The sequence below is a fragment of the Paenibacillus naphthalenovorans genome (assembly GCF_001465255.1).
GTDB classification, from domain to species: Bacteria; Bacillota; Bacilli; order Paenibacillales; family NBRC-103111; genus Paenibacillus_G; species Paenibacillus_G naphthalenovorans.
In genome coordinates this window covers 4,852,137-4,878,018 of record NZ_CP013652.1, presented here as the reverse complement: position 1 = coordinate 4,878,018, position 25,882 = coordinate 4,852,137, and the positions used below count along the sequence as shown (strand labels likewise).

Sequence of the window (25,882 nt, the reverse complement as noted above, 5' to 3'; positions counted from 1 at the left end):
ATGTAACCCCCTTCCAAGCAGTCCAAATCCATGTTCCACTCCTTAACCGGGCACTGCCAATTACCAGTTGACTTGCAGGCTTCCGGATGCAGTTTTCAAGGCCTTTTCCAGTTCCGACTTGATTTCATTCAACCCTTCCTCCGTTTCCGCTTCCGCACGCAATACTAAAATCGGCTGCGTGTTGGAGCAGCGGACAAGCCCCCATCCTCCAGGGAACAAAACACGAATTCCGTCCACCTCGATCATCTCATGACTTCCATGAAAGTAATGCTTCACTTTGTTCAAAATGCGAAGCTTGGCGTCGTCGCTGCACGGAACTCTCGTTTCAGGTGTTGCATAATAACGGGGTACATCCTTAAAACAATCCGAAAGACGCTTATCCGTATGGGTCAATATCCGTAGGAGCCGACCGGCCGCATACAGGGCGTCGTCAAATCCGTAGTATTCGTCACGGAAAAATAGATGACCAGACATTTCGCCGCTGAACGGCGTATTCAGCCTGCGCATCGTAGCTTTGATATGCGAATGCCCGGTGCGGTGATACACCGGCTTGCCGCCGAGTCTCTCGACTTCTTCCACCAGCGCCTTTGAGCATTTCACCTCAATTAAAGCGTCACAGCCGGGATATCGGGGAAGAATTTCGCGCCAGAACAGAATCATTAATTGATCGCCCCATAACACGTTCCCCTGCTCATCCACGACGCCGAGCCTGTCGCCGTCTCCGTCGAAGGCAATACCAATATCAGCCTTCGACGCTCTCACCTTGTCGATCAGATCTTTCAAATTGTCCGGATCCACAGGATCCGGGTGATGGTTCGGGAAATCCGGGTCGGACTTGCAATAAAGCTCTATTACTTCGCAGCCCCAGTTTTTCAACGCTTTCGGAACAAAAGGAGACGGCGTGCCATTGCCGCAGTCCACCACTACTTTTAATTTTCTCGGGCCAAGTTTTATTTTTTCGGCCAGCATGGTCAAGTACGGCTCTTCCACGTCTTCGCGCTTCAGCAGACGCATGTTCCATCTGTATTTTTGCGGTATGTCCTCCTCTTCCGAAAGCCGGCGCATCCCTTGCCGCAGCTCTAGAATCGCGTTTCCATAAATGGTCGAATAGTCCATCGCAATCTTAAATCCGTTCTCGTCACCGGGATTATGGCTTGCAGTAATCATTACACCGCAGGGCGTTTTTAGAAATTCAAGCGCATAGTAAAACATCGGTGTCGTGACTTCCCCTATATCCACGACGTGACAGGACGCTTGGTGCAAACCGGAAATTAGCGCACGATGAAATTCCGGAGACGATTTACGGTTGTCACGGCCGACAATCACCTTGTCGGTTCCCGTAGCCCTAACCTTTTCCCCAAACGCTTTGCCAAGCAAGTAGCAGAAAGAAAGATCGATTTCCGCGTAGGCTTTTCCGCGAATATCATATTCCCGAAAAACCTGGGTTGGCAGCAGGTTACGTTTAGCATCGATAAGCCGCATAGTTCTCTGCACCTCTTTTGTTCGCGTTAAGTTTCAGATAAACAGCCTCTGTCAATAAATAAGATAGTGTAGATTCCGCTCCCTGGTTCAGATTCGGACCCTTTTCCCCCAATCCATCGTATCCGCTCCCTTCCAGCGCGTTGCACATCGGAACCCCCGCATCGTTCTCGCCGTAAAACCAGCCCCTGCATTTACCTACGATCTCTGCATAACGGGCTTTTCCTGTCATTTCGTAGGCTTTGGAAGCGGCCAAAGCGAGCTTCATGACATCGATCGGCTGTTGATCCCACAGTGCTCTGTACTCTGGCGTACACCATCCCCTATTCCCTACCGGACGAATATGCCCCTTCTCATTCAGCGATAACCGGATTAGAAAATCCAGGCTTTCTACAGCAACGTCAAGAAGCTCATTGTTTTTCATAGCCTCATACGCGCAAAACAATCCCCAGGGGATAATCCCGTTGCTGTAGGATAATGCCGGTTCGTACCATAACCATTGCGGCCTGGCATGGGTCCGGTAAGCATGAAGCAATTTCGCCGCCAGTGCCGCCAATACAGCATCCAAGTCGCGCGGATAGTTATGGCGAATCAAGAGACTTATCGCCGCCATCGCGTAAGCAGATCCCCGCAGGTATTGCAAATTGGCCACCTGGTTCATCGCCTTTTCAAGGATTTCTTTTGCCGCAAGCGCGCGTTCCCGATCCTGCAGCTTTATAAAAGCGAGCGCACTGGCCCACAAACAGCGTCCCAGGCAATCATCCGAGGGCGTTTCGGCTTCTCTCGTCCGATCAAAAGCGATGTTGTTGTGAAAATGTCCGTTTTCGTTTTGTGTCCAAAGCAAAAAGGAGAGATACGTATCGATGAGCGAATGTAAACCGTCAGCTTCCTTCTCGGGAACATAATCAAGCCACTCCAGGCACGCCCAGAGCGCCCGGGCCTGGTCGTCCGTGCTGTAGCCCTCCTGGCGGCGGGGAATGCGGCCAAGAGCGTGCTCTACGATTCCGGTATCATCAGTCAGCCGAAACATATGCCGAAAACTAACTGATGACGGATTCACGTTCCCTCACCTCGGCGAACAAGCTTGCGTGCTGCCTTCCGATTACCGGCCAATGCATTGTTTCCCCGATACGCTCCATTCGTTTGTTCCAGCTCTTCAATAAAGGATCGTTGGTCAACAGCGAGACCGTTTTATCGATCCATGCCTGTTCATTTTCATAAGGCAAAAGCAGTTCCGGATAGTCGGAAAGCAAATCCTGCGCATAAGCGTAGGGCGTGGATAATACCGGCCGCCCCAACCCGACAGCGTATGCCAATGTGCCGCTTGTAATCTGTTGCATCCCCGGGTAAGGGGTCACATAGATATCGCATGCTGAAATATGCTTGATCAGTTCGTCCTCGTCCATGTACTTGTCAATCATTGCAACATGCTGCTGCATACCGCTGGTTCGAATTTGTTCCTGCAGCTCGTTCCGATAGGACTCTCCTTCCCGCTTCCTGATTTCCGGATGCGTTTGTCCGGCAATCACATATAAAACATTGGGAATCCTGCGTGCGATTTCCGGCAATGCCTTCAGGATCAGTTCGATGCCTTTGCCACGGCTCAGCAGCCCGAACGTCATGAGCACTTTTCGGTTCTGCCAGCCAAGCTGCTCCCGGACATGCTGCCTTTTTTCCGAACTCGGCTCTGGTGTACCGTGGGGGATAAAGCAAATTTTTTCTTTCGGGATTCCGTACGCTTCTTGCAAATAGGCAATTGCCTTCCGGTTCATCACGATGATCTTTGCGCTTTTTTCCGCGATTTCCCTCTGGATCGAGGCGTAGGGTGGCTCGGGTTTCTTGAAAACCGTATGAAAGGTTGTGATGAGAGGTTTTTTTAGATTTTGGATAAAGGTTAAGATGTGAGCTCCCGCTTCACCGCCAAAGATCCCGAATTCATGCTGCAGGGAAACAACGTCGATATCGGAGCCATTTATTTTCCTCGCCATTTTGGCGTAATCTTCAACTTGATTGCGCTGAAGCGGCCACAAAACGGGATCACCGGACCGGTCGGCCGGGTTTTCCGTGAGCACAACGACGGGGTCCTTCCCTTTCCAACCCTTGGCGTTATTGACCGCCTGCCTTAAATGAAACGTATAGGTGGCCAGCCCGCATTTTTGAGGCACGTACGTACTGACATAAGCCACTCGAGTCATGCTTGCAGCACCCCCATTCGATTCATGACCGCTTCATGCAAAATATGCTTCGAGCCCATCTCAAGATCGTAACCGAAAATGCAGTTGCTTAAATGGGTTGCGTCGTTTATTTTGCAGCGGTCCCACATAATGGTTTCGGAACAGCGCACGTTACGGCCGATCACACAATCGTTTCCGATTACGCTGAACGGCCCGATAATGGAGCGTTCCCCGATAACCACGTTATCTCCGATAAGAACCGGCGGAATGAGCAGTACACCGGGGCCAATATCGCAGTTTTTGCCCAGCCAGATTCCTTTTCCGCTTTCTTTGCCGGGGATCGGAAGGTTGTTCACGCGATTTAACACATCCCAATGAATTCGGCGGTACCTGTCTTTGGTTCCCATATCCATCCAGTATCCCGAAATCACTTTTCCGTAAACACCTGCATTCCTGGTAATCAGCAGAGGGAAGGTTTCACGCTCGATGGAAACTTCCCGATCCGGGGGAATGAAGCTCAGCACCTTTTTTTCCATCACATAAATTCCCGCATTGATCCGACGTGACGGCGCTTCTTCCAAACGGGGCTTTTCGACAAACCGAAGGATGCGTCCAGCCCCGTCCTGCTGCACGACGCCATATTGGGTGGGATCGTCCACCTCCGTCAAGCCGATAGTGACATTTCCCCCGTGCTTCCGGTGAAATTCCAATAAGGGATTAAGGTCGATTTCATGAACGATATCCGCGTTGACCACGATAAACCGATCGTCAAGATAACGCTCCGCGTTTTTGATGGCTCCGGCAGTGCCTTTGAGGGAATCTTCCATCGCATATTGGATCGTGATCCCCCATTTCTCTCCATTGCCAAAATGATTCTGTATTTTCTCCGGATGATGCTTGACCGCGATAACGAAATTTTGAATACCCTGTTTTTTCAAATGAACAATCACATGCTCCAGCCACGGACGATTGGCGATTAAAGCCATCGGTTTGGGCAATGTTTCCGTGAGCGGCTTCAACCTGGTTCCGAGACCTCCGGCAAGCAGTAATGCATTCATACGGCAAATACCTCCTATCAAATGAATCAATAACAGGCCCTGTATGTCAACCCCCTGTCTGGCAATGAGAGTCGCACTTCATCATGTTTTCATACCGGTTCACCCCACAAAAAAAGAAGACATGATCATAGGTGAAATTCTTTACCGTCATGTTCCCACGATCAATAAAAAGCTTCAAATATGATTGTCTTCTTCATATCATTTTTTGTTAGCGGTCTAATGAGACGAGTGCTAATTTGAGTATATTTTTTCTTTTTGCTTTTTTTCAAAGGTACATTTTGCTAATTTTGGGCAACCTGAACAAAAAAATCCCGGCTTTTCTTTTTCTTTCTTTTCTTTGCTTAATTTTTCTCTTTTTTTCTGTGCGTCCACGGTAAAAAATACAAGTATTCCTTCAAAATCAAGAGAAATGATAAAAAATCACGAACTGAATTCATTTTTATAAGCTTTCATACGGGAAAACCGCCTTTGATCGACGATACAAATGATGTATATTAATTATCAGCATTAGCACTCCTACTTTACGAGTGCTAATACATTCAGTTGGGAGGTTGGTACTCGATGTTGAAACCGTTAGGTGACCGAGTGGTGATCGAACCACAGAAGCAGGAAGAAGTGACAGCCGGCGGCATCGTACTTCCCGAAAAGGCGAAGGAAAAACCGGTGCAAGGCAAAATTGTTGCGGTGGGTCGAGGACGAATAGAAAAGGGTAACGTCATACCCTTGGATGTGCATGAAGGTGACCTCGTTCTTTACAGCAAATATGCGGGCACCGAGATAAAAGTTGAGCAAAAAAACTATTTAGTCCTTAGAGAGTCGGATATTTTGGCGATTTTGGAACCTTCAGGTCAAAAGGAGCTGGTAACCCATGGCTAAACAAATCCTGTTCAACGAAGATTCTCGCCGCGCTATGCTTCGCGGTGTGGACACGCTGGCTAATGCCGTGAAAGTGACTCTTGGTCCTAAGGGACGCAATGTGGTCTTGCAAAAGTCATTCGGCTCTCCACTGATTACCAATGATGGAGTAACCATTGCAAAAGAAATCGAACTGGAAGATCCGTTTGAAAATATGGGCGCCAAATTGGTGAAGGAAGTGGCAACCAAGACCAATGACGTAGCCGGCGACGGTACTACCACCGCTACTGTACTCGCCCAAGCAATGATTCGTGAAGGTCTTAAGAATGTGACCTCCGGCGCAAACCCGATGCTCATCCGAAAAGGGATAGAGAAAGCCGTTCGCGTTGCGGTTGATGAGATTAAGAAAATCGCAAAACCGGTGGATCACAAAAATGAAATCGCACAGGTGGCTGCCATCTCCGCCGCGGATGAAGAAATCGGACAACTGATCGCGGAAGCGATGGAGAAAGTCGGCAAAGACGGGGTCATCACCGTTGAAGAATCAAAAGGCTTTACGACCGAACTGGAAACGGTTGACGGGATGCAGTTCGATCGCGGCTATATCTCCCCTTACATGATTACAAATACGGATAAAATGGAAGCGGTATTGGATGAGCCCTATATCTTGATTACGGACAAAAAGGTATCCAATGTCAAAGATTTGCTGCCCGCGCTTGAAAAAGTGGTTCAGCAGGGCAAGCCTCTCCTGATCATTGCCGAAGATGTGGAAGGGGAAGCGTTGGCCACGCTTGTCATTAATAAATTGCGCGGCAAGTTTACTTGCGTAGCGGTGAAGGCGCCTGGTTTTGGCGACCGCAGGAAGGCGATGCTGCAGGATATTGCAGTGCTAACGGGTGGACAAGTCATTACAGAAGAACTTGGTCTTGACCTGAAGAATGCGGGGCTCGAACATTTCGGACGCGCTCGTCAAGTGCAAGTAACCAAAGAGAACACGACGATTGTCGACGGTTATGGACAAAAGCAGGATATCGATTCGCGCGTACAACAAATTAAAAAACAAATCGAAGAAACGACCTCCGAATTCGACCGCGAGAAGCTGCAGGAGCGGCTGGCCAAATTGGCCGGCGGTGTTGCTGTGATTAAAGTAGGCGCAGCGACGGAAACCGAAATGAAGGAGAAAAAATTACGTATCGAAGACGCATTGAACTCCACACGTGCCGCAGTCGAGGAAGGAATCGTCGCAGGCGGGGGCGTCGCACTGATCAATGTGATTTCGGCTGTGGAAAACATAAAAACCGACGGCGGCGACGAAGCGACGGGCATCAACATCGTGCGTCATGCGCTGGAGGCCCCGATTCGAACGATCGCTTCCAATGCCGGGATCGACGGTTCCATCGTGGTGGAAAGGATTCAACGGGAGCCTGCGGGCATAGGTTATAACGCGGCCAACGGCGAGTGGGTACATATGATTGAGAAGGGAATTGTGGACCCTGCTAAAGTAACCCGCTCCGCCTTGCAAAATGCAGCTTCCGTTGCCGCCATGTTCCTGACAACGGAATGTGTCGTTAGCGATAAACCGGAACAGAAAAGGAAAGGCAGCGGTGGCACGCCTGATATGGATATGTAACGAACGAAACCCGTCCGGTGAGGACGGGTTTTTCATCAAGACTTGAATATCCGGGGGACCGGTTATTTTTGATTTTGCTTCACGATGAGATCGACCAGAATGTCTAATTGCTTCTCCAAATTAAGCCCGTCGATCATCCAGAATTTTTTATAATCCAAATAGTAAACATGGTTATTTTTCACGGCGGGCAGGCCTTGCCAAATGGCGCCATTCGCTACTTCCTTCGCCCGTTCGGCCCCTCCGTCCGGTTCGTATACCGTAATAAACATATGGTCGGCGGCAAATTCGGGCAGCACCTCCAAGGAAATGTCCTTCCCTTTGCCATCCGGGAAAATTTCCTTGGCTATTTTGTCTTGCGGTTTGTATTGTAACATCTCGAACAGATTGTAGCCCGCATCGCGCGTTTTAGGCCATACCCAAAGATTTTTCGCCCAAATGGAATAGCTTCCCACCGTTTCGTCCGGACCGATGATGCCGTTTAATTTTGCCTTTGCTTCCTCAGCCTTTTGCTTATACCGGGCAATGAAGGCTTCCGCTTCCTTTTCTTTACCGAGCATCACGCCGAAGGTCTTCAATTCTTCCAGCGGATCTCCGCCCTCCAGGCCAACGGAAGGAATCGCTACGGTAGGAGCAATTTTCTTCAGCTGCTCGACCGTTTCAGACGGAAGATACGTCGGTACAATAATTAAATCCGGATTCAGCTCCAGTACCTTTTCCACGGAGACATCCCCGACATCGGCTACACCTTCAAGCTCCTTTTCCAAAAGAACGGAATTGTTCAACGCGATCGAACCGGCGCCGACCGGTTTGACCCCGAGCGCGAGCAGATCTCCCAAGAACGTGATCGCAACGATGCGCTGCGGATGAACCGGAATTTCAACGTCCCCATTCGCCGCTTTAAATATCTTCGTGCTTTTGTCGGTCACAGGGGAAGAATCGCCGGTCTGCTCCGCCGGAGCATTCGACGCCCCGGATCCCGCTTGGCCTCCGCAGGCAGCAAGAGCAATGACTAGCCAGATCATCAAGGTTACATACAACAATCTATTTTTTATTAAAAACACAGATTTCCCTCCAACATTCAAACTGATTCAAGATTTCGCATGCGCCAGCAGATAAAGAAAATATGGCGCTCCGATCACAGCAACGACGAGACCGGCCGGAACCTCTGACGGCTGCACAATCCAACGGCCCAAGGTATCCGCCACGATAAGGAGCAAAGCCCCGGCCAAAGCCGATGTCGGCAAAAGCATTTGATGCTTCGGCCCGACAAGCCTTCGCGCCAAATGCGGAGCGATCAGCCCGATGAAACCGATGCCTCCGCTTACCGCTACACACGATCCGGCCAAACCTACCGCTGCACCCAGCAGCATAAGCCTTTCCTTCCCAATCGGTGTGCCAAGCCCAACAGCTGTCTGATCCCCAAGATTCAGCACGTTCAACACGCGGGCTTTGAAAAATACAAACGGAAGAAGCACCACAATCCATGGCAAAAGCGCGAGCACAAACTTCCAGCTCGAGCCCCATATACTGCCTGCGAGCCAGGTGGCCACAAACTGATACTGATCCGGATCAAACCGCAGCGTCAGTACGATCATTGCCGCTTTGATGCCTGTGGCCACTGCAATCCCGGTAAGCAGCAGCCTTGTCGGCACAAATCCCTTATGCCGTTTGTAGGCGAGTATGCAGATCAATGCGGCGGTTAGCCCCGCACCAACCAATGCCGTTACCGGAAGCCAAAGTACCGGGGCGGCTGCCGATGTCGGAAATAAAAAAATAAACAGCATGACTGTTAAACCGGCGCCTGCGTTAATGCCAAGAATGCCGGGATCAGCCAGCGCATTGCGGGTGATGCCCTGCAGAATACAGCCGGACACGGCTAAGCCGGCACCAACAAGAACGGAAATGACAATGCGCGGCAAGCGGAATTCAAACAGAATCAATTCCTGCTTGCCGGTCCCCCATCCAAACAACGTCTTTATCACATCAAGCGGCGACAAACGTATATATCCGGTGTTCATGCTGATGATGAAAGCAGCGATAATCAGTATGCCGAGAACGGCCATGACGGTAAACCCGCCTTTTTTTCTTCTGTTTTCCAAGACGGATTCCGGCGTTGCTCCCATTACAGCCCCCTCCTTTCTTTACGCGCCAGATAGAGAAAGAAAGGAACCCCCAGCAAAGCGATGAGCGCCCCTAACGGCGTCTCGAACGGGGGGTTAACCATTCTCGCCGCCAGATCGGCTAAAACCATCAGAAGACTTCCGAGAACAGCCGAGCAGGGAATGATCCAACGGTAATCGACGCCAACCAGAAACCGGGTTACATGGGGAATCATCAAACCGACGAAACCGATCGTACCGGCGACCGAAACCGCCGCACCGGCGAGTATAAGGACGATGATCAGTCCCGCAAGCTTGATTACTTCCGTGCGCTGGCCAAGTCCCGCCGCAATCTCTTCGCCCAGGCTTAACAGCGTGATGGAACGAGACAGCAGCATGGCGGCGAGCAATGCGCCAAGAATCCACGGAAAAATGATTTGCAATTGAATCCATCGGGTGCCTTCCAGCCCCCCCGCATACCAGATAGCCAGATTCTGGGCAACATTAAAATGGATCGCAATCCCTTCGCTAAGCGCCGACAACAAGGCGGTGACCGCCGCGCCGGCAAGGACAAGGCGAACCGGTGTAAGCCCGGCTGTCGCGGAAGAGCCGATGCCATACACGAGCCCTGCCCCGAGTCCGGCACCCAGAAACGAACACAGCATCAGATAAATAAAAGGAAGGCCGGGAAATAAGGCATAGCACAACGCCATGACGAAGCCGGCTCCGGCATTCAGTCCCAGCAAACCGGAATCGGCCAGCGGATTGCGGGTCATGCCCTGCATCAAAGCTCCGGCGACGGCAAAGCTGGCCCCGACTACGGCACCTCCAAGCACCCGCGGCAATCGCAGTTCCTGGATGATTTGATGAGCCGTAAGATCCGGATTAAACCGGAATACAGCTTCCCATACGGTCATCAATCCGATATCCGCCGCACCGAATGAAATGGATGCCGCGATGCCGAGAACAAGAGCGGCAAGACCTCCGATCAAAACGATGGCGGCGGCTGCGGGACGCGAATGAAGCTTTGGGGTTGAAGAATCCGCAATAGGCTCTGTTGCTTCTGTTATTGACACGTTAAAACATCCTCACTATAAATTCATAACTTCAATACGAATACGGGCGACGCACGGCAGATCCCTTCCTAAGCCAGCGCAAAGGGCAGGCATAGAGGAACCCCGCTTCTCGGATCAGATATAATGTCCGCTTCGATCCCAAAAACCTCTTTGAGCACTTCTCTGGTCATGACCTTGTCCGGACTTCCTTCACTGACCACTTTCCCCTGTTTAATGGCCACCACATGGTGGGCATATCGGGAGGCATGATTCAAATCATGGACTACCATAATAATCGTTCGCTGTTCTTCCTGATTGAGCTTCATTAACAGCTGATGTACTTCCAACTGATGGGCCATATCCAGAAATGTCGTAGGCTCATCGAGAAAAAGAATTTGAGTTCCTTGGGCCAGAGCCATGGCAATCCACGCCCGCTGCCGCTGACCGCCGGAAAGCTGATCTACCTGGCGATCATAAAATTCCGTCATCCCTGTTACCTGAATCGCCCACTGAATGATTTCTTTGTCTTCCTTCGTCAGCGTGCCAAAGCCTTTTTGATGCGGAAACCGGCCGTAAGAGACAAGCTCGCTGACCGTCAATCCATCAGGAGCGGCTGGATTTTGCGGAAGAATGGCCACCTGTTTGGCGACTTCTTTGGTCGACTGCCTGTAGATCGATTTGCCGTCGAGATATACCTGTCCCCCTTCAGGCTTCATAATTCTTGCCATCGCCTTCAGAATGGTTGACTTTCCCGAACCGTTGGCACCTACGAGCGCGGTGATTTTCCCTTCTGGAAAGTGCAAGTTTAAATCCTCAACAATCATCCGATCCGCATAAGCAATATTCAAATGTTCCGAGTATAAGGTTTGCTTCATGGTCTGCCCCTCTTCTTTTTCATAGGCATCTTCATGGAGGCCTCTGTTATTTGCGCGCCAAAAACTGAAGCGTCTCATCAATCAGCTTGCTATAAGCGATGGGCCCCCAGCCCTGCAGCCAAAGATCATAATCGACAGAGTGCACCTGGTTTTTCTTCACGGCAGTCATGTTTTGCCACAGGGAGCTTCCCTTTAATTCATTCAGCTTTTCTTCACTTTGTACGAGCAGCAGGATATGATCCGGATTAATCTCCGGCAGCTTTTCCATCGAAATCGCCTGGAATGTTTTGGATTCGTCCGTCACAAATTCCTTCGGAGGCTGAAGCCCCAAATCCTGGTACAAAATTTTATAATTTTTGATTCCGTAATAACGAAGCTCTTTATCGGTGACCCGCAGAAACATGACCGTTTCATTACCAATGGACTCTTGAAGCGTCTTCCTGGCTTCGGAGGCTTTTTTATCGAAAGCTTCCAGCACGGACCGGGCCTCTTTGGTTTTACCCGTGATTTCGCCTACCTCTAGAAAGGTACTGCGCCAATCCTTTGCATTCGTGTCCAAAATGATGGTAGGAGCGATTTTCGATAACCCGTCATAGGCTTTCTCCTGAAAGGGCTGCCCTATGATTAAATCCGGACCGGCGGCCAGAATCGCTTCCAGATTCGGGTTCGCATCATTGCCGATTACTTTCGTTTCCTTTAAATCATCTGCAAGAAACGCAGGCCACTTCTGGTCGAACATCACGCCGGAACCGGGCTTGACTCCCAGCGCCAACAAATGATCCATGATAAACGGCTGAAGGGCGCCAATGTTCTTGGGATCGGCAGGTACTTTCGTTTCCCCCATCTTGTGCTTTATCGTTCTTTCTTCCTGTGCCGCCTTCACTTGATCCGGAGCCGCCACTCCCTGATTCTCCGCTGCCTGGTCTTGCTTGACCCCGCAGGCAGCGATAAAACCCAACAAAAAAACAATTAAACATTTGAAAACTACAGAGCTGTTCTTCATTTTATGAAATTCCTGCCTTATGTCATGATGTTTTAAACCGGATTAAAGCTTGGTCAGCCGGGAGACTTGATATTGCTGAACATCTTTCAATGCGCTTCCGCAACCGCCCATTTTGATCGTACCTGCGGAAACAACGGTTCCTTCATATGCTCCTGAAACCGTTCCATCCGCGGAAGAATAATCTATTCTCACCACCGCGGAATGTCCTTCTTCCCTCAACACCGTGCCTTTCTTGTTGTAGTCAAGCCAACCCCATCCTTCACGAAGGAAGATTTCACGCTCGACCATTTGTTCATATTTTCCGACACCTCCCCATCCCCGGTATTTTCGGGAGATATCGGAAAACGGCCCTTGACGAAGAACGAGCGTGTCAAGATCTTCCGGCTCCACTTGGGCCCAATAGCGTCCTTCGGGCAAATCGGCAATCGTAGGAGCAAAGCGGTGACCGCCAAAATGACTGGCACGCCAGACTCTGAGCTTTCCGGACGATTTCACCGCATAATGATCTTCAAGCATTTTATACATGGGGTAACCGAACCTGCCGCAGCACACATCATGACTTCCATGGGTACAGACAAACAAATCCCTGACATTTTCCGAATGAAACCTGTAAGATTCATAACGATTCATAAGCTCGGAGCCGTTCAGCAGCGCTTCGGCTAAAGCGTTTAACTCTGCTTCGGGAGCTACATACTCCTTCTTTTCGTACCGGGCAAAAGGGGGAAGCGGCTTCTGAAAATACATGACTCTTCTGTACCCTGCGGGCGAGGGATGAGCATCGGATACAAAAGATAAAAATCGGAATTTTGGCGCGTTCTCGGCCGCCCTTTTGAGGACTTCCATAAAGCCCTTCGGGAAATGCCTCGATGCCGTGACATCGTAGTCCCAGGGAACCGGAACTTCCACGAACAAATAACGCTCATGCCCGGCCGCCGAACCAATAGGATCCTCCCGGACCATTTTGGAGACCGCAGCACACAAGTCCTGTTCATGGCAGTCACTTAAACACCTGTCTTCAATTATTGAATTGGTTTCCACCCTTAGCCTCCTGCTTCATTGGTCGTTTTATCCTGACTAACCCAAAGATATTGATAATCATTATCATTTTTTATTATAAATATATGGTAATGATAATCAATTTCATTGTCAAGGCTTCACTCACTCGAACGGTGTTAAGAAATTTTTCCAATTCAATCATTGATGAGCTTAATAGAAATGGTTATTATGGTATATGGTTTATAGGATTAATCAATAGACAGCGGACCGATATTTTGTCACATACCTGGCCCGAACAGAGAGGAAATTAGCATTTATGGCTTTATGGGGAAGCATCATCAATGCGCTTGCCATTATGGTAGGCGGTTTATTGGGCAGTCTAGTTCTGCCCCGTATTCCGGAAGGAATTCGTAATACCGTCATGCAAGGACTGGGGATTGCAATTGCCGTTCTTGGCATCACGATGGCGCTTAAATCGGAGAATTTCTTAATAGTCATTATCAGTATCGCAGTCGGGGGGATTCTCGGAGAAGTCATGAGAATTGAATATCGGCTGAACCAGCTCGGTCACTGGGTGGAGTCACAATTCCGCCGGGAGGAGAAGACCGGTCCGACGAATAGAGGCGGCATCGCGGAAGGCTTCGTTACGGCGACGCTCATTTACTGCATAGGCGCCATGGCCATTCTAGGCTCGATCGACAGCGGACTGAGGCACAACCATGATATTTTATACACCAAATCGATGTTGGACGGCATTTCTGCCGTCATTCTCTCCTCCACTTTAGGCATCGGCGTCACGCTTTCAGCAGTCCCGGTGTTCTTATATCAAGGGACCATTGCGCTTACGTCAACGTTATTTACCCTATTTATCAGCGAGGCTGACTTGAGTGCCGTCATCACTGAAGTTACGGCTGTTGGAGGGGTATTGATTATTGGCATCGGGCTCAACATCCTTCACATCAAAAACATCAATGTCGCCAATCTGCTTCCGTCTATTGTCATTGCGGCAGTGATCGTTCTAGCGGAGCTATCGCTGCATTAGCAGGGTCGGCTTCCGCCGTTTCTTATAAAACGATCCGTTGGTTGCGTCAAAACCTCATATCATCTCCCCCGGCAGCAATACGGGATCCCAAGCGATGTCCGTTTCTTTTCATGGATAAGGGATATCCCGTACCATGCCTTTCACAGCTTATTGCCTCAATTGCTCCAGCTCTGCGATCACCTTCTCAATCATTTGAACAAACGCGGACAGCTCTTCGGAGCTTGCTGCTTGCGTTTGTGCTTGTATGCTCGTCTGCTCGGACTCCTTCTTCACTTCTTTCAGCAATCTTGAAATCATATCCAGCTTGGAGTGAATTTGTACAAGAGCGTCTTTGGATCTGGCGGCGAGCTTGCGGACTTCCTTGGCCACCACTTCAAAACCGAGGCCATGCTCGCCCGCCCGTGCTGCTTCAATGGCCGCGTTAAGCCCAAGCAGATGGGTTTGCTCCGATATCTCTTCCATGAATGATCCCATATGATGAATGTGTTGAATTTCCCGGGTCAGCTCATTTACCGTACCAAGCGACTTTTCCTGGGATTCCGCCGTATGGATGGCGGTTTCCGCTACGGATTGCGTACTGCTGCTAAGCTCAACCATCATCGCGGCCAGCTCCTGCACAGCCGCGTTAATGCCGGCCAAGAGATGGCCGCGTTCATCCGCAAGTCTTTGCACTTTCTGCTTCTCTTCGGCTTCATAGGCTTCAAGCACAAGCTGCGAATCCAAATTAAACATTTTGGTTATCGCATGAAGAACCGGCAGCCACTCGTTTGGAAGCACTTGCCGGAGATGGGAGGCCGCCAAATCCAGATAAAGCATATACGTTCCCAAATACCATTGCGTCGTTAAGCCGATTTTGGAGTGCATGCTCCCGATCAATAGTCTTTTTTCGATAAAAGCCTCATCGATTTTCCCGTCGGTCAGTGAAAGAAAGTACCATCTCTGCGTTTTTTTCAATCGCTCGATCGTGCTGTGCGCTTCAATAATGGTCCTGAGCTCGGGACGGAGCATAATGCGGTTATAAAGCTCTTCCACCAGAGCGTCAGCGATCGCCGTCAATTCCGCCTTTTTACTTTCTAAAAGGAATAAGTCATCCGCCGTTATGCCCAAGTAGTCGATTTGCTTTTTGCGTTTTTCCGATAAATCCATCATCCATCCCCCTAGCGGTGAAATATTAGCAATATGCGGGCTTGCATGTAGCCTCCGTAACCTTACTCACTTTGGAGCGCCTGCCGATAATCTTCAAGGGTATCTATGCTCACAGTAAACCGGAGGTCAATCCCCTTTTCCCTAAAAGCCGCTTCCGGTATCCCCAGCCAATGAAGGGACTTCAACAGCTCCGAAAGACGGTAGTCCCCTTTCTCCAATAAAGCGGCTATGGGGCCGGCACAGGCTTTATCATAAACGGCGTGCAGCGGAAATGGACTGCCGTTCACCTCAGGAAGAACCGCATTCCAACCGCTTTTCTTGGATTCCAATAGCAATTCAGCCGCTTTCGCCGAAAGAAACGGCATCTCGCAGGCCGCCACCCAAATTTGATCGAACTTGGCCAAACTGAATCCGGCATGCATGCCCGCAAGGGGACCTTTGCCGCCAAAAAAGTCGGTAATGATGCGGACCTCCTTGTCCAGCAATCGAAGTAATGGAGCCGGTTCCCTCGTGACGACGATGACTTCCCGGCAAATCTGCCTCATGACCCTGATCTGCCGCTCAATAAGCGTCTCCCCTCCAAAAGGAAGCAGCGCCTTCGGATCGCCGTTCATCCGCGTATTAGGCCCACCGGCTAAAATAAGGCCTGTCAGCATGGCGATTTCCTCCTTGCCAGTCATTTTCGTTTGCTATGACCATCAGCATCCGAATCATTCAGCATTTGTTCCACCAGGGGCATTATGACTTCCTCCTCGAGTCTGAAATGCTTCTTAAGAAGGCCGCAGCCTTGCATAAAACAGCCGACCGCTTCCGCCACCGCAGCTGCGTGCGGCCGAAGTCCGAATTCGTCCAGTCTTTGAAGGAACGTTTCAAGGCTGGCGGTGCCCAACTGGTGGTCTTTTTCCATTGCCCAGATCGAATCCTTGATCTTCGGCGCATGCTTATTAAAAAAATAATCGTCGAGCAAAGGCTGCAGTTCTTTCTCTTCCCAGGTCGCATGGCGTTCCAGTTCATTCATATACGCGATCAGCGGCTGCTTGATGCGCCGCATTTCATGCGCCACCGTCAATACATCCGGCATCCGGTCGGCCCGTTCCACCGCCGCTTCGAGCTCTGCTATGGTTTGTTTCATTTTCAAGTGCTCGTCCCTCATCCGTTCCAACATGACAACCAAATCCGATGGACGTGCAGCATTCAAGAACCGATCTTTTCCCCGTTCCATCAATCAGACCTCCTTCATGTGGTGGATTCAGCATATCGCGTACCCCGGATTTAAGCTGTGATTTTTGTCACAGTTTAGACAAAAAACTGCAGCGGCTCTTCACGCGTGCCGCTGCAGTCCCCTGTTCCTTATTCATTGGATTTCCCGTCTTTATTCGAAGTTCAAAAGCCCCTTCTTCAGCGCAAATTTCACAAGCTCCGGGCGCGTCTTTAGCTTTAGCTTTTCCATCACATTGCTTTTGTGCGTTTCCACCGTCTTGACGCTGATAATCAATTGATCGGCTATCTCTTTATTGGAATACCCTTTGGCGACCAGCGCCAATACTTCCTTCTCCCGTTCGGATAGCGTGTCGAAAGGGCCTGTGTTCTCGCCTTGCTTCAGCCGTTCCAGATACTCGCCCATTAAACGTTTGGTCGCGCTTGGATACAAGTATGCGTTTCCTTCCGCTACGGATTGAATGGCCGCAAGAAGTTCCTCGTGCGGCGCGCTTTTCAAAATATAGCCCGACGCCCCGGCTTGAATCGCCCTGAACAAATATTCCTCGTCATCGTGCATGGTCAATATCAGCACCGCCGTATCCGGCTGCTTCTGCTTCAGCTCGGCGGCCGCCGTCAGGCCGTCCTTACCGTGCGGCATGCTTAGATCCATCAGCACGACATCGGGGTTCAGCTCTCCGGCAAGGCGAATCGCCTCGTCGCCGTCCGCCGCTTCCCCTACGACTTCCATGTCATGTTTGCCGTGGAGCAGCAGATTCAACCCCGATCGTACAACGGCATGGTCGTCGACTACCATGATTTTTATCATACGATCACCCTCCTCTTTATCATACCCGGTCTCAAAACCGCTCATCCTCCATCAGCTTGCCGATCCGCTGCGCCGCCAGCGTCACCGCGGCTATATCCTCCTCGCTAAACAGACGTCCCGTACGGGAACCCACCAATATCACACCCCGGCTCTCCCTCTGTACGACAACGGGAGCCGTGACGGAGGTTCGCAATCTTTCCGCAAGCGTAAGGGGACATTCGCGATACAGGTGGACCATAGCCTCATCGGTTTCGTTCCATGCTATCGTCCGTCCGATCCGAATCGTCAGACCGCCCACACCCCGCCCCGAGCGAAACGTCATCGTTTCGCTCCGCTCTGTCTCATTACCGGAAAACAATGTCCAGCGAAACAGACGGCCATCGCCAACGCCTAAGGCCAGTGCGGCAAAGTCTCCTGATACCAAGGATCGGATCATACACAACTCGTTTAGAATCCGGTTGTGCTCCGTGTCCACCCTTCTCGCCTCCCTCCATGCTGCTCCGTGCACTTCTCCAACCGAAATCCATATCCCGATGCTTTTCATTGTAACCGCTGCAGCTTCGTTTGTAAGTCAGGGAATACCCTGATTTCACGGTCGGGGAATATGCCGCAATTCAGGATTTCCCCCCCTGAATATCAGAGGATTCCCCGATAACGCCGGGTCATTGGAGTTGGTAAAATAAATACAAAGAACGCAAAAAGGAGGAGGCGCGGATGATTCATCATTATCCGGTTAATCATACATCGGACGCCGTTCGGTTTCAAACCCGGGGGCTGCAGCAGTATTTTACGGAAGAGAATGTTGAACGGCTTACCGGTATCATGTATTCGAAAAAGGTGAAGAAGGGCTCCCGCCTTTTCCGGGAAGGCGATAAAGCCGAATACTTGTATTACATCAAACAAGGCAGCGTCAAAATCACCAAATCGGCCGATAACGGCGGTACGTTCACCTTGTATCTGCACCACGACGGAGACTTGATCGGCTATGGAGACGGCATGGCGAGCTCTGCTTACCTCCTCAGCGCAGAAGCGCTTGAGAATTGCGACCTTGGCCTGATTCAGCAAAAGGATCTGGAGGTTCTGCTTTGGCAGCATGGCGATCTTGCGGTAGAATTCATGCGCTGGCAGGCGACGATGCACCTGCTGACACAAACCAAATTCCGCGATTTGATGATGTTCGGTAAGCCCGGGGCGCTCTGCTCCCTTCTCATTCGCCTGAACAATTCCTACGGGGAGCCCTTCGGTGAGTACAGCCGCATCTCGGTTAAGCTGAACAATACGGAAATGGCCGAAATGATCGGCGCCACCCGGGAAAGCGTCAACCGGATGCTGAACGATATGAGAAAGGAAAACATCCTCGACATGGTTAACGGTTATTTCATTATCAAGGATTTGACTTATTTGCGCGATATCTGCCACTGTGAAAATTGTCCGAAGCATATTTGCCGTATTTGAGGCCAAACGTATGGATCAGGTTCCTTGGAGCAACAGACTCAAAGACTTTTTCTTATCCTGTGATGCGAATCATATCGCAGCTTTACCGCTTGATGTACAGTGAAGTCGTGAAAGGAAAGTCTACTGCTGTTGAGGAGATGGTTGTCATGATGAATGTTTTAAGAGAGCATGTTTATGCCGCCGGCCTGCTTCTTGTCCTTCGCATCTATCTTGGCTGGATGTGGCTGACATCGGGTTGGCACAAGCTAACAGGTGAGTTTGACTCGACAGGCTTTTTGAACAACGCAATAAACAAACCGGTTCTCGATCGAGCGACAAACGAATTAATCTATCCTAACTATACTGCATTTTTGAACCATTTCGCACTGCCTAACGCGAAACTGATCAACTTCATCATCCCTTTGGGAGAAACGCTGGTCGGTCTCGGTCTGATTCTTGGCGCCTTAACGACGGCCGCCGCCGGCTTTGGATTATTGATGAACTTCATGTTTCTTTTCGCCGGAACGGTAAGCACAAACCCGTGGATGATCCTGCTCGGCGGAATCGTGCTGGTCGCGGGCGCCAATGCCGGCAAATTCGGCGCCGACTATTACTTGCTGCCGCTGCTGCGCAAATGGTTTCACCTGAATTATAGGAACGGCGGGCATAACCCGATAGCCAAAAGCCGCATGAAGGTGCCGGCCCATAAATAATCCATTCGGAAAACAAATCAAGACCGGGCAGCAGCAAGCTTAGCCGGTCTTGATTTGTTTCACTTTTTGCGCCGCGAGCATTGTACCGGTTCTTCCTTCTTTGCTAAGATAAGAAATGAACCCGGCAGGAAGGAGGATTGTATTGAAGCCTAAAACAAGCAAGACTCACCCTGAGGTCATTGGCCAGAATGTCGCTGAATTACAAAAACAGCTGGATACCCATATCGCCGATCCATCCTTTCGCGATCTTCTGAAGCAATCGTTAAACCAGCTGGCGAATGTCAAATTTGCACTGGACGAATCCTCTATTGTTGCCGTCACCGACCATCGCGGAATCATTCAATATGTGAATCACAATTTTTGCCGAATTTCCAAATATGACCGCGATGAACTGATCGGTCAGGACCATCGGATTATCAATTCCGGCTTTCACAGCAAAGAGTTCATGAAAGAGCTGTGGAGAACGATCTCCTCCGGACTGGTGTGGCGGGGAGACATCAAGAACAAAGCCAAAGACGGCACCTACTATTGGGTAAACACCACCATCGTGCCGTTTCAAGACGACAATGGGCGTCCTTACCAGTATCTAGCCATTCGCAACGAGGTGACCCGGCTCAAAAAGGTAGAAGAAGAATTGAAGCATATGATGGGGCATGTCATGCAGGTTCAGGAAGACGAGCGGCGCAAATTTTCACGGGAGCTGCATGACGGGATCGGACAGAGCCTCTTTTCCCTGCTCATTGAAATTGACCGTTTAATCGGGGAAACCGGAGTGCAGCAGCTGGGCGACCTGCGAAACAGAGTGGCAGGAATTATCGAGGATGTGCGCGGATTAGCGTGGGAATTGCGCCCGTCCGTCCTGGACGACCTTGGCGTCGTTCCGGCCATCCGTTCCTACATCGACAGCTATTCCAACCACTACGGCATCAAGGTTCATTTTGACTGCAATCTTCGCAGACGCTTGGAGGCCAAAAAAGAGACGACCATTTACCGTGTCATTCAAGAGGCTTTAACCAATCTTGCAAAATACGCGGATGTGGCCGAGGCACGCGTAAGATTTCATGAGTTCGATGATTATATTGAAGTCAGTGTTGAGGATCAAGGCAAGGGCTTTATCCGTGGAACCGGCGCCAAAGGCGTAGGGCTTTTCAGCATGGAAGAGAGAGCCCGGTCCGTGCATGGCCAGTTTTCCGTCCAATCCAAGCCCGGAGAAGGAACCAAGGTCACTTTAATCGTTCCCAAATAATCGTGTATGGATAATCAAAACAGTCTGCACCTTGCGAACTGCCCTCCAAGGGTTAGCGATGTCTAACAATGGAGTGCCGTTTCACCTAATGGCAGACTGTTTTGTTGTTATTTATCGTTTTAGATAGACCATTCCCGTCCCAAGAAGGACTCAGGATCGATATCCTGCTGTTGGATTTTCCTAATCAGGGTCGAATGGTCCAGCTCCAACAATTGCGCGGTCTGACGAATCGACTTGCTTTTTTTCAACGCTTGGATAATGAGGTTCTTTTCAAACTCCATCCGGGCCTGGCGCAGGGGGACAATCGTATCCCTGTCCTGCTGCAATACGGGGGCCGTTCCCAAAAATTCAGGCAAATCGTCTGCCGTAATTTCTTTGCTTTTGGACAGTACGATCATGCGTTCAATGATATTTTTTAACTGCCTCACATTGCCGGGCCAATGATATCCCATCAAGCGGTTCAATACGACGGGACCTATTTCTGCATCCCGATCATAGATTTGGTTGAATTCATTTAAAAAGTGTGCGGCTAATATAGGAATATCTTCTTTACGTTCCCTGAGCGGAGGTATGGTAAACGGAATGACATTAATGCGATAATATAAATCCTCTCGAAACGTTCCTTCCGCCACCATCTTTTCCAAGGATCGATTGGTAGCGGCAATCACCCGCACATCAACAGGGACAGGCTTTCCGGAACCGATGCGCCGGATTTCTTTTTCCTGCAGCACCCTGAGCAGTTTAGACTGCATGGCAAAAGGAAGCTCCCCGATTTCGTCGAGAAAAATCGTCCCTTTATGAGCCATTTCGAATAATCCTGCCTTCCCGGTCGGCTGTGCGCCTGTAAATGCCCCTTTTTCATACCCGAAAAGCTCGGATTCAATGAGATTTTCAGGGATAGCCGAACAGTTCACGGTCATATAGGGTTGGTTTACCCGCTGGCTCATTTGGTGAATCCATTTGGCCAACACTTCCTTCCCTACTCCAGATTCTCCTAAAATAAGCACCGTAGACGATGTGGCTGCGACATGCTTGGCCGATTCAAACAACCGGATCATATGCGGGCTGCGAATAACAGGGCCATTGTCGATCTGTTGAAGTTTTAATAATTCCGTTTCATAGTGTTTAATTAATGCGCTTTTCCGTTCGATTTCCTGCTGGAGCTCGGCAAGGTTCGTAATATCCCTGACACTGCATACGATTCTCCATAATTCCCCTTCATCATTTAAAACCGGAACCCCGGTGACGAGTAAGCGCTTTCCATTCACTTTGTTTATGATCGTGACGGTTTGCAAGGTTTCCATAACACCGGGAATGGCGGATTGCGACAGCACTCCTGCTTCAACCAAATCCTGGGCGCGTTGACCGATCACATCATCTATGCGAATCCCGGTTAATTTCTCATAGGCTTTATTCACCAGTACGGTTCTGCCATCACCATCAGCAACCCAAATTCCATCGAACAATGCGTTTATAATGGTATGCCATTCACTCTCTCTTGCAGAAGGCAGGCTTGACGCATCCATCTCCATGCTCGTCAACCTCCAATGTCGGGGATTGCATCCATAATTTATGAAATACATCCTTCATTATAATGGAAAGAAAGAATAAAAGTCATCCCCTTAACGTTACCGGGAAATGCGGCGCGGCCCATTTTGTTATCAAGCCTTAACCGGATAAGATCGCGTTGAGGTTGCCGTCCGGGTCTTTGAAAAACATTTTGTTCCTCCCTTCCAAGTCGCTTAATTCCAATAACGTGATATCCTCCCGTATCAACAGCCATTTCATCCGCTCATACCGTTGAGGGTCGACTTCAAACACAAGATGAGGATCACTCAAGGAGATGGCAAGTTGATTTTGCTTTTCTTTTTTGATCGCTCCCGGAATAATATCCAGGTTCATTCCACCGATATCATATCTTGTGAATTCTGAACCGGAGGAAACCTCCTTCAAACCCAAAGTCTCTCCATAAAATTTGACGGACTCCCGGAGGTTAGAGCTCGAGACCACAAAGCGAATACCCAGAATAGGATCCATTGGATTCGGAAAACTCATCTAACCGTCTCCCTCTCGTGTCAATAATGAATATGCATTTAAATACTGCTTCTGAAAATTAAAAATAAGGAGCCGCTCATTAACAATAAGGCCAGAAGCCTCTGCCAATCAAAAGCGATTCGCGGAACACCGAAAAAGCCGAAATGATCGATGATCATGCTGATGACGATTTGTCCGCTAATCATGGCCAGAAGCATCGATGCCGCTCCGATCCGGGGTACGCTGATGATCGTCGTGAAAATGACCGCCGCTCCCATAAGTCCTCCAACCAGCTGCCATTTCGGAACCGTCACTGCCTGAAGGAGGTTTCCCCTGCCAAAAAATAAAACAATGATCGCCAAAATTAACGTACCCACTGCAAAATTGACAAAAGCGCCTTCCAACGTGCCTATTTTTTTACCTAAAGCACTATTGATGGAAGCCTGGGCTCCCCATATCGCTCCTCCAACTATCGTCAACAGGAAAAACCAAAATTGCGTCATCCGTTCGTCCTCCATTTACTCTCTGCGGCTTCATTTCCATCCCCTATTAGCATTTAAAGAGCAATTTTCATGCCAGCTTTACTTTTTTGACCTTCTTTCCTGAATCAATGGAGTATTCCCATCCTTCACTTCCATTCGCTGGTGCGGCCTCCTTCTCCATCGGTGCAATTCACCACCATTCGGTGCAAAAAAACACCAAAAACTGATCGAAACATGCAGCCTCTTGCTTCCGAAGGATCAAACTTTTTCATCATATGCAGGGAAATACGCACGAAAGGCTTGAGGTTGACGATGATTTTATGATTGGAGCCAAGTTTGGCATGGAAAATGCTGTGTATATCATTGACACGTAAAATTCGAGGAGGATGCTCATGCAATTAACACATAGCAAGGAAGCCCGCCATATTCTCGGTGTGGTAAAGCAATTGGCGAAAGAAAACTTCGCCGCCCGTGCAAGCCAATACGATCTTGAAAGCCGTTTTCCTTATGAAAACTATCAGGATTTACGGGAGCACGGGATTCTCTCCCTCATGGTCCCCGAGCGGTATGGGGGGCTTGGAGCCAATTCCCGGTTAATGGGGGAAGTTCTTAAAGAACTGGCGAAAGCGTGCGGTTCCACCGCAAATACATTTAATATGCATTGTACGGTCATCAATATTTTGAAGGAAATGGCAAATGAGGAGCAAAAGCAGCGATTGTTCGGGGAAGTGGTTGAGCATGGGAAATTGTTCGCATCTGTTACCAGTGAACCTACAAGCAGTTTAAGGGGGAATTTCAAGCCAAGCACCATCGCCCGCAAGGTGGACGGCGGTTACGTCGTTTCCGGGGTAAAACATTTCGCCTCGTTAAGCTCTGCGGCGGACTATTTCAATACGCTGTGTCAAATCGAAGGCACCACCTCGGTGGAAGACGGCCTTATCATGCTGACAATTCCCAGCAGCACTCCGGGGGTAACGATTGAAGATACCTGGAATGCCATGGGGATGCGGGGAACGGCCAGCCATACCATTCATTTTAAAGAGTGTTTTGTAGAAGAAGCGAATGCGATCGGAGAACCCGGGGATGCCGTTCGTAAAAATGTGAGTGACGGTTATGCCTTTGGCTTCGCTGCCGTCGGCATAGGTCTGGCGGAGGCCGCTTTGGATTTTACCGTCAGTTATGCCCAAAACACCACATTTAAACCGGAAATTCATCCGATCAGCCATTATCCTACGATTCAGCATCGTGTCGCTGAAATGGCTCTGGAAATTGAAGCTGCGAAGCAGCTGCTTTATCAAGCTGCGGACGCACGTGATTACGGTACCGCGGAAGACCGGGTTCTGCCTGTAACGATCGCCAAATATGTCGGAACAGAGGTTTCCGTCAAAGTAACCGATTTAGCCATTCGTGTATGCGGAGGCAGAGCTTACATGAAAAAATTCCCTCTGGAAAGAATCCACCGCGATGCCCGCGCCGGGATGGTCATGCCGCCGAATAACGACAAATGCTTGGAAATTATCGGAAAGGCGAGCCTGGGCCTTGATGTGAACGCGGGCTGGTTAGAAAAAAAATCATAATTAAGAAAGGAGTTAACTTATGAAAACCGATACCACGCTTTTGCCTCAAGCGGTCGTCGATCAGCTTCAAGGAGAAAAATTGGCGTTCGCGGTCACCACCAATACGGACAACGAAATCTATTCGACGGCGATCTCCTGGTTGGCGGCCGTCAATCCCCATCTGATTCGCTTTGCGGTTTCACCCAAGTCACCCTTGATCCGCAACGTGAATGAGCGTCCAAGGATGCAAATATTATTTTCCATTCCGGAGCAAACGTTAGCCGTTACGGGAACTGCCCGTGTTCTGCCCGATCCCATTCCCGATATGCCGTTTCCCATGCTTTGTGTGGAATTGGCCATTGACAGAGCGGACGACATTATGTTCTACGGGGGTAAGGTTACCTCCGAGCCCAAGTATATCAAAACGTATGCTGCCGATTTGTCCCAAAAATTGGACACGGCTGTTTATACGGCCTTACGTAAACCGGTTTAAAACCAAAAAGGAGTGATGCATAATGAAATTATCCCGAATTGATCATGTAGCTTTGTCCGTGAAGGATGCCGTGAAATCAAAGGATTTTTACAGCCGGATTTTGGGCTTGCCGGAAATTCCAAGGCCCAATTTCAGCTTCCCCGGAATATGGTATAAATTAGGCGATATTATGATTCATATCATTCAACAGCCAGATCAGCCCGAGCATGTTGATCGGGCGAAATTGTCCGCACAGGACGCCCATGTTGCTTTTTTTGTTGACAATGAAGAAGAACTCCAAAAGGTTATCCAAAAAGTCGAATCCGAAAATATTCCCTGGTATGAGCTGGAAAACGCCCCCAGCGGATTGCGTCAGGTCTTCTTTAAAGACCCTGACGGACATATGATCGAAATTGTCACCCCCAATCCTGCAAGCCCTTACTACGAATCGGTCTATTTGAAATATTATGTGTGATGCTCATCGATAAAGCGAAGCACGAAGAACGT

General features: G+C 49.7%; 27 protein-coding genes. 9 read left to right on the top strand and 18 right to left on the bottom strand.

The window, feature by feature from the left end; genetic code table 11:
- Window positions 1–60: 60 nt before the first annotated feature.
- Genes IJ22_RS24045 through IJ22_RS24030 form a run of 4 tightly spaced genes read right to left on the bottom strand, consistent with a single transcriptional unit; the run spans window position 61 to window position 4,711 of the window.
- The gene (locus IJ22_RS24045; RefSeq protein ID WP_062410588.1) at window positions 61–1,482 is read right to left on the bottom strand and encodes a phosphomannomutase/phosphoglucomutase; all 1,422 of its coding nucleotides are present in this window, start codon (window positions 1,480–1,482) and stop codon (window positions 61–63) included.
- Window positions 1,463–2,539, bottom strand: a complete 1,077-nt coding sequence (locus IJ22_RS24040) for a glycoside hydrolase family protein (RefSeq protein ID WP_145862568.1) — start codon at window positions 2,537–2,539, stop codon at window positions 1,463–1,465. Before IJ22_RS24040 ends, IJ22_RS24045 begins: the two co-directional genes overlap by 20 nt.
- Window positions 2,520–3,674 (bottom strand): glycosyltransferase family 4 protein, encoded by a 1,155-nt coding sequence (locus IJ22_RS24035; protein ID WP_062410586.1) that lies wholly within the window; start codon window positions 3,672–3,674, stop codon window positions 2,520–2,522. The genes IJ22_RS24040 and IJ22_RS24035 overlap by 20 nt, the downstream gene beginning before the upstream one ends.
- Window positions 3,671–4,711: a nucleotidyltransferase family protein gene (locus IJ22_RS24030; RefSeq protein WP_054817305.1), complete on the bottom strand. Its 1,041-nt coding sequence runs from the start codon at window positions 4,709–4,711 to the stop codon at window positions 3,671–3,673. Before IJ22_RS24030 ends, IJ22_RS24035 begins: the two co-directional genes overlap by 4 nt.
- 561 nt (window positions 4,712–5,272) lie before the next feature.
- Between IJ22_RS24030 and groES the strand changes: the two genes are divergently transcribed.
- The gene (gene groES / locus IJ22_RS24025; RefSeq protein WP_062410585.1) at window positions 5,273–5,587 is read left to right on the top strand and encodes a co-chaperone GroES; all 315 of its coding nucleotides are present in this window, start codon (window positions 5,273–5,275) and stop codon (window positions 5,585–5,587) included.
- Window positions 5,580–7,196 (top strand): chaperonin GroEL, encoded by a 1,617-nt coding sequence (gene groL / locus IJ22_RS24020; RefSeq protein WP_062410584.1) that lies wholly within the window; start codon window positions 5,580–5,582, stop codon window positions 7,194–7,196. Before groES ends, groL begins: the two co-directional genes overlap by 8 nt.
- A gap of 62 nt (window positions 7,197–7,258) precedes the next feature.
- Here groL and IJ22_RS24015 read toward each other — a convergent pair whose 3' ends face one another.
- The 6 genes from IJ22_RS24015 to IJ22_RS23990 all read right to left on the bottom strand — a co-directional run bounded on the left by IJ22_RS24015 (window position 7,259) and on the right by IJ22_RS23990 (window position 13,266).
- The gene (locus IJ22_RS24015; protein WP_235594214.1) at window positions 7,259–8,257 is read right to left on the bottom strand and encodes an ABC transporter substrate-binding protein; all 999 of its coding nucleotides are present in this window, start codon (window positions 8,255–8,257) and stop codon (window positions 7,259–7,261) included.
- Window positions 8,258–8,284: 27 nt separating this feature from the next.
- Window positions 8,285–9,319: a FecCD family ABC transporter permease gene (locus tag IJ22_RS24010; RefSeq protein WP_062410583.1), complete on the bottom strand. Its 1,035-nt coding sequence runs from the start codon at window positions 9,317–9,319 to the stop codon at window positions 8,285–8,287.
- On the bottom strand, window positions 9,319–10,371 hold the full coding sequence (locus IJ22_RS24005; RefSeq protein WP_062410582.1) for a FecCD family ABC transporter permease: 1,053 nt from the start codon (window positions 10,369–10,371) through the stop codon (window positions 9,319–9,321). Before IJ22_RS24005 ends, IJ22_RS24010 begins: the two co-directional genes overlap by 1 nt.
- A 68-nt stretch (window positions 10,372–10,439) precedes the next feature.
- Window positions 10,440–11,225 (bottom strand): ABC transporter ATP-binding protein, encoded by a 786-nt coding sequence (locus tag IJ22_RS24000; RefSeq protein WP_062410581.1) that lies wholly within the window; start codon window positions 11,223–11,225, stop codon window positions 10,440–10,442.
- Between the two features lie 46 nt (window positions 11,226–11,271).
- Entirely contained in the window at window positions 11,272–12,228 is a 957-nt protein-coding gene (locus IJ22_RS23995) for an ABC transporter substrate-binding protein (RefSeq protein WP_062410580.1), read from the bottom strand.
- 42 nt (window positions 12,229–12,270) lie between these two features.
- Window positions 12,271–13,266, bottom strand: a complete 996-nt coding sequence (locus IJ22_RS23990) for a ferredoxin family protein (RefSeq protein WP_062410579.1) — start codon at window positions 13,264–13,266, stop codon at window positions 12,271–12,273.
- A gap of 274 nt (window positions 13,267–13,540) precedes the next feature.
- On the opposite strand from IJ22_RS23990, the gene IJ22_RS23985 reads away from it, so the two are divergent.
- On the top strand, window positions 13,541–14,266 hold the full coding sequence (locus IJ22_RS23985) for a DUF554 domain-containing protein (protein ID WP_062410578.1): 726 nt from the start codon (window positions 13,541–13,543) through the stop codon (window positions 14,264–14,266).
- Window positions 14,267–14,413: 147 nt separating this feature from the next.
- On the opposite strand, the gene IJ22_RS23980 is transcribed toward IJ22_RS23985, so the two are convergent.
- The 5 genes from IJ22_RS23980 to IJ22_RS23960 all read right to left on the bottom strand — a co-directional run bounded on the left by IJ22_RS23980 (window position 14,414) and on the right by IJ22_RS23960 (window position 17,913).
- On the bottom strand, window positions 14,414–15,415 hold the full coding sequence (locus IJ22_RS23980) for a globin-coupled sensor protein (RefSeq protein WP_062410577.1): 1,002 nt from the start codon (window positions 15,413–15,415) through the stop codon (window positions 14,414–14,416).
- Window positions 15,416–15,474: 59 nt separating this feature from the next.
- Window positions 15,475–16,068, bottom strand: a complete 594-nt coding sequence (mobA, locus tag IJ22_RS23975) for a molybdenum cofactor guanylyltransferase (protein ID WP_054817300.1) — start codon at window positions 16,066–16,068, stop codon at window positions 15,475–15,477.
- A gap of 20 nt (window positions 16,069–16,088) precedes the next feature.
- Complete coding sequence (locus IJ22_RS23970) at window positions 16,089–16,634, bottom strand: hemerythrin domain-containing protein (RefSeq protein ID WP_062410576.1); 546 nt, start codon at window positions 16,632–16,634, stop codon at window positions 16,089–16,091.
- 150 nt (window positions 16,635–16,784) lie between these two features.
- The gene (locus IJ22_RS23965) at window positions 16,785–17,438 is read right to left on the bottom strand and encodes a response regulator (RefSeq protein WP_062410575.1); all 654 of its coding nucleotides are present in this window, start codon (window positions 17,436–17,438) and stop codon (window positions 16,785–16,787) included.
- A gap of 31 nt (window positions 17,439–17,469) precedes the next feature.
- Window positions 17,470–17,913 carry a GAF domain-containing protein gene (locus tag IJ22_RS23960; protein ID WP_054817297.1) on the bottom strand — a complete coding sequence of 148 codons (444 nt, stop codon included), beginning with the start codon at window positions 17,911–17,913 and terminating at the stop codon, window positions 17,470–17,472.
- A 239-nt stretch (window positions 17,914–18,152) separates the two neighbouring features.
- Between IJ22_RS23960 and IJ22_RS23955 the strand changes: the two genes are divergently transcribed.
- The 3 genes from IJ22_RS23955 to IJ22_RS23945 all read left to right on the top strand — a co-directional run bounded on the left by IJ22_RS23955 (window position 18,153) and on the right by IJ22_RS23945 (window position 20,831).
- Window positions 18,153–18,893 carry a Crp/Fnr family transcriptional regulator gene (locus tag IJ22_RS23955; RefSeq protein WP_082660938.1) on the top strand — a complete coding sequence of 247 codons (741 nt, stop codon included), beginning with the start codon at window positions 18,153–18,155 and terminating at the stop codon, window positions 18,891–18,893.
- A gap of 146 nt (window positions 18,894–19,039) precedes the next feature.
- Complete coding sequence (locus IJ22_RS23950; protein ID WP_074727423.1) at window positions 19,040–19,585, top strand: DoxX family protein; 546 nt, start codon at window positions 19,040–19,042, stop codon at window positions 19,583–19,585.
- 115 nt (window positions 19,586–19,700) lie between these two features.
- On the top strand, window positions 19,701–20,831 hold the full coding sequence (locus IJ22_RS23945) for a PAS domain-containing sensor histidine kinase (protein WP_062410574.1): 1,131 nt from the start codon (window positions 19,701–19,703) through the stop codon (window positions 20,829–20,831).
- Window positions 20,832–20,950: 119 nt separating this feature from the next.
- Here IJ22_RS23945 and IJ22_RS23940 read toward each other — a convergent pair whose 3' ends face one another.
- The 3 genes from IJ22_RS23940 to IJ22_RS23930 form a co-directional block, all read right to left on the bottom strand.
- Window positions 20,951–22,363 carry a sigma-54 interaction domain-containing protein gene (locus IJ22_RS23940; protein WP_062410573.1) on the bottom strand — a complete coding sequence of 471 codons (1,413 nt, stop codon included), beginning with the start codon at window positions 22,361–22,363 and terminating at the stop codon, window positions 20,951–20,953.
- Window positions 22,364–22,499: 136 nt separating this feature from the next.
- Window positions 22,500–22,886, bottom strand: a complete 387-nt coding sequence (locus IJ22_RS23935; RefSeq protein WP_062410572.1) for a VOC family protein — start codon at window positions 22,884–22,886, stop codon at window positions 22,500–22,502.
- Window positions 22,887–22,924: 38 nt separating this feature from the next.
- Window positions 22,925–23,368 carry a DMT family transporter gene (locus tag IJ22_RS23930; protein ID WP_062410571.1) on the bottom strand — a complete coding sequence of 148 codons (444 nt, stop codon included), beginning with the start codon at window positions 23,366–23,368 and terminating at the stop codon, window positions 22,925–22,927.
- A 371-nt stretch (window positions 23,369–23,739) separates the two neighbouring features.
- On the opposite strand from IJ22_RS23930, the gene IJ22_RS23920 reads away from it, so the two are divergent.
- Genes IJ22_RS23920 through IJ22_RS23910 form a run of 3 tightly spaced genes read left to right on the top strand, consistent with a single transcriptional unit; the run spans window position 23,740 to window position 25,850 of the window.
- Entirely contained in the window at window positions 23,740–24,924 is a 1,185-nt protein-coding gene (locus tag IJ22_RS23920) for an acyl-CoA dehydrogenase family protein (RefSeq protein ID WP_062410569.1), read from the top strand.
- Between the two features lie 19 nt (window positions 24,925–24,943).
- On the top strand, window positions 24,944–25,396 hold the full coding sequence (locus tag IJ22_RS23915) for a PNPOx family protein (RefSeq protein WP_062410568.1): 453 nt from the start codon (window positions 24,944–24,946) through the stop codon (window positions 25,394–25,396).
- Window positions 25,397–25,418: 22 nt separating this feature from the next.
- On the top strand, window positions 25,419–25,850 hold the full coding sequence (locus IJ22_RS23910; RefSeq protein ID WP_062410567.1) for a VOC family protein: 432 nt from the start codon (window positions 25,419–25,421) through the stop codon (window positions 25,848–25,850).
- Window positions 25,851–25,882: the final 32 nt, after the last annotated feature.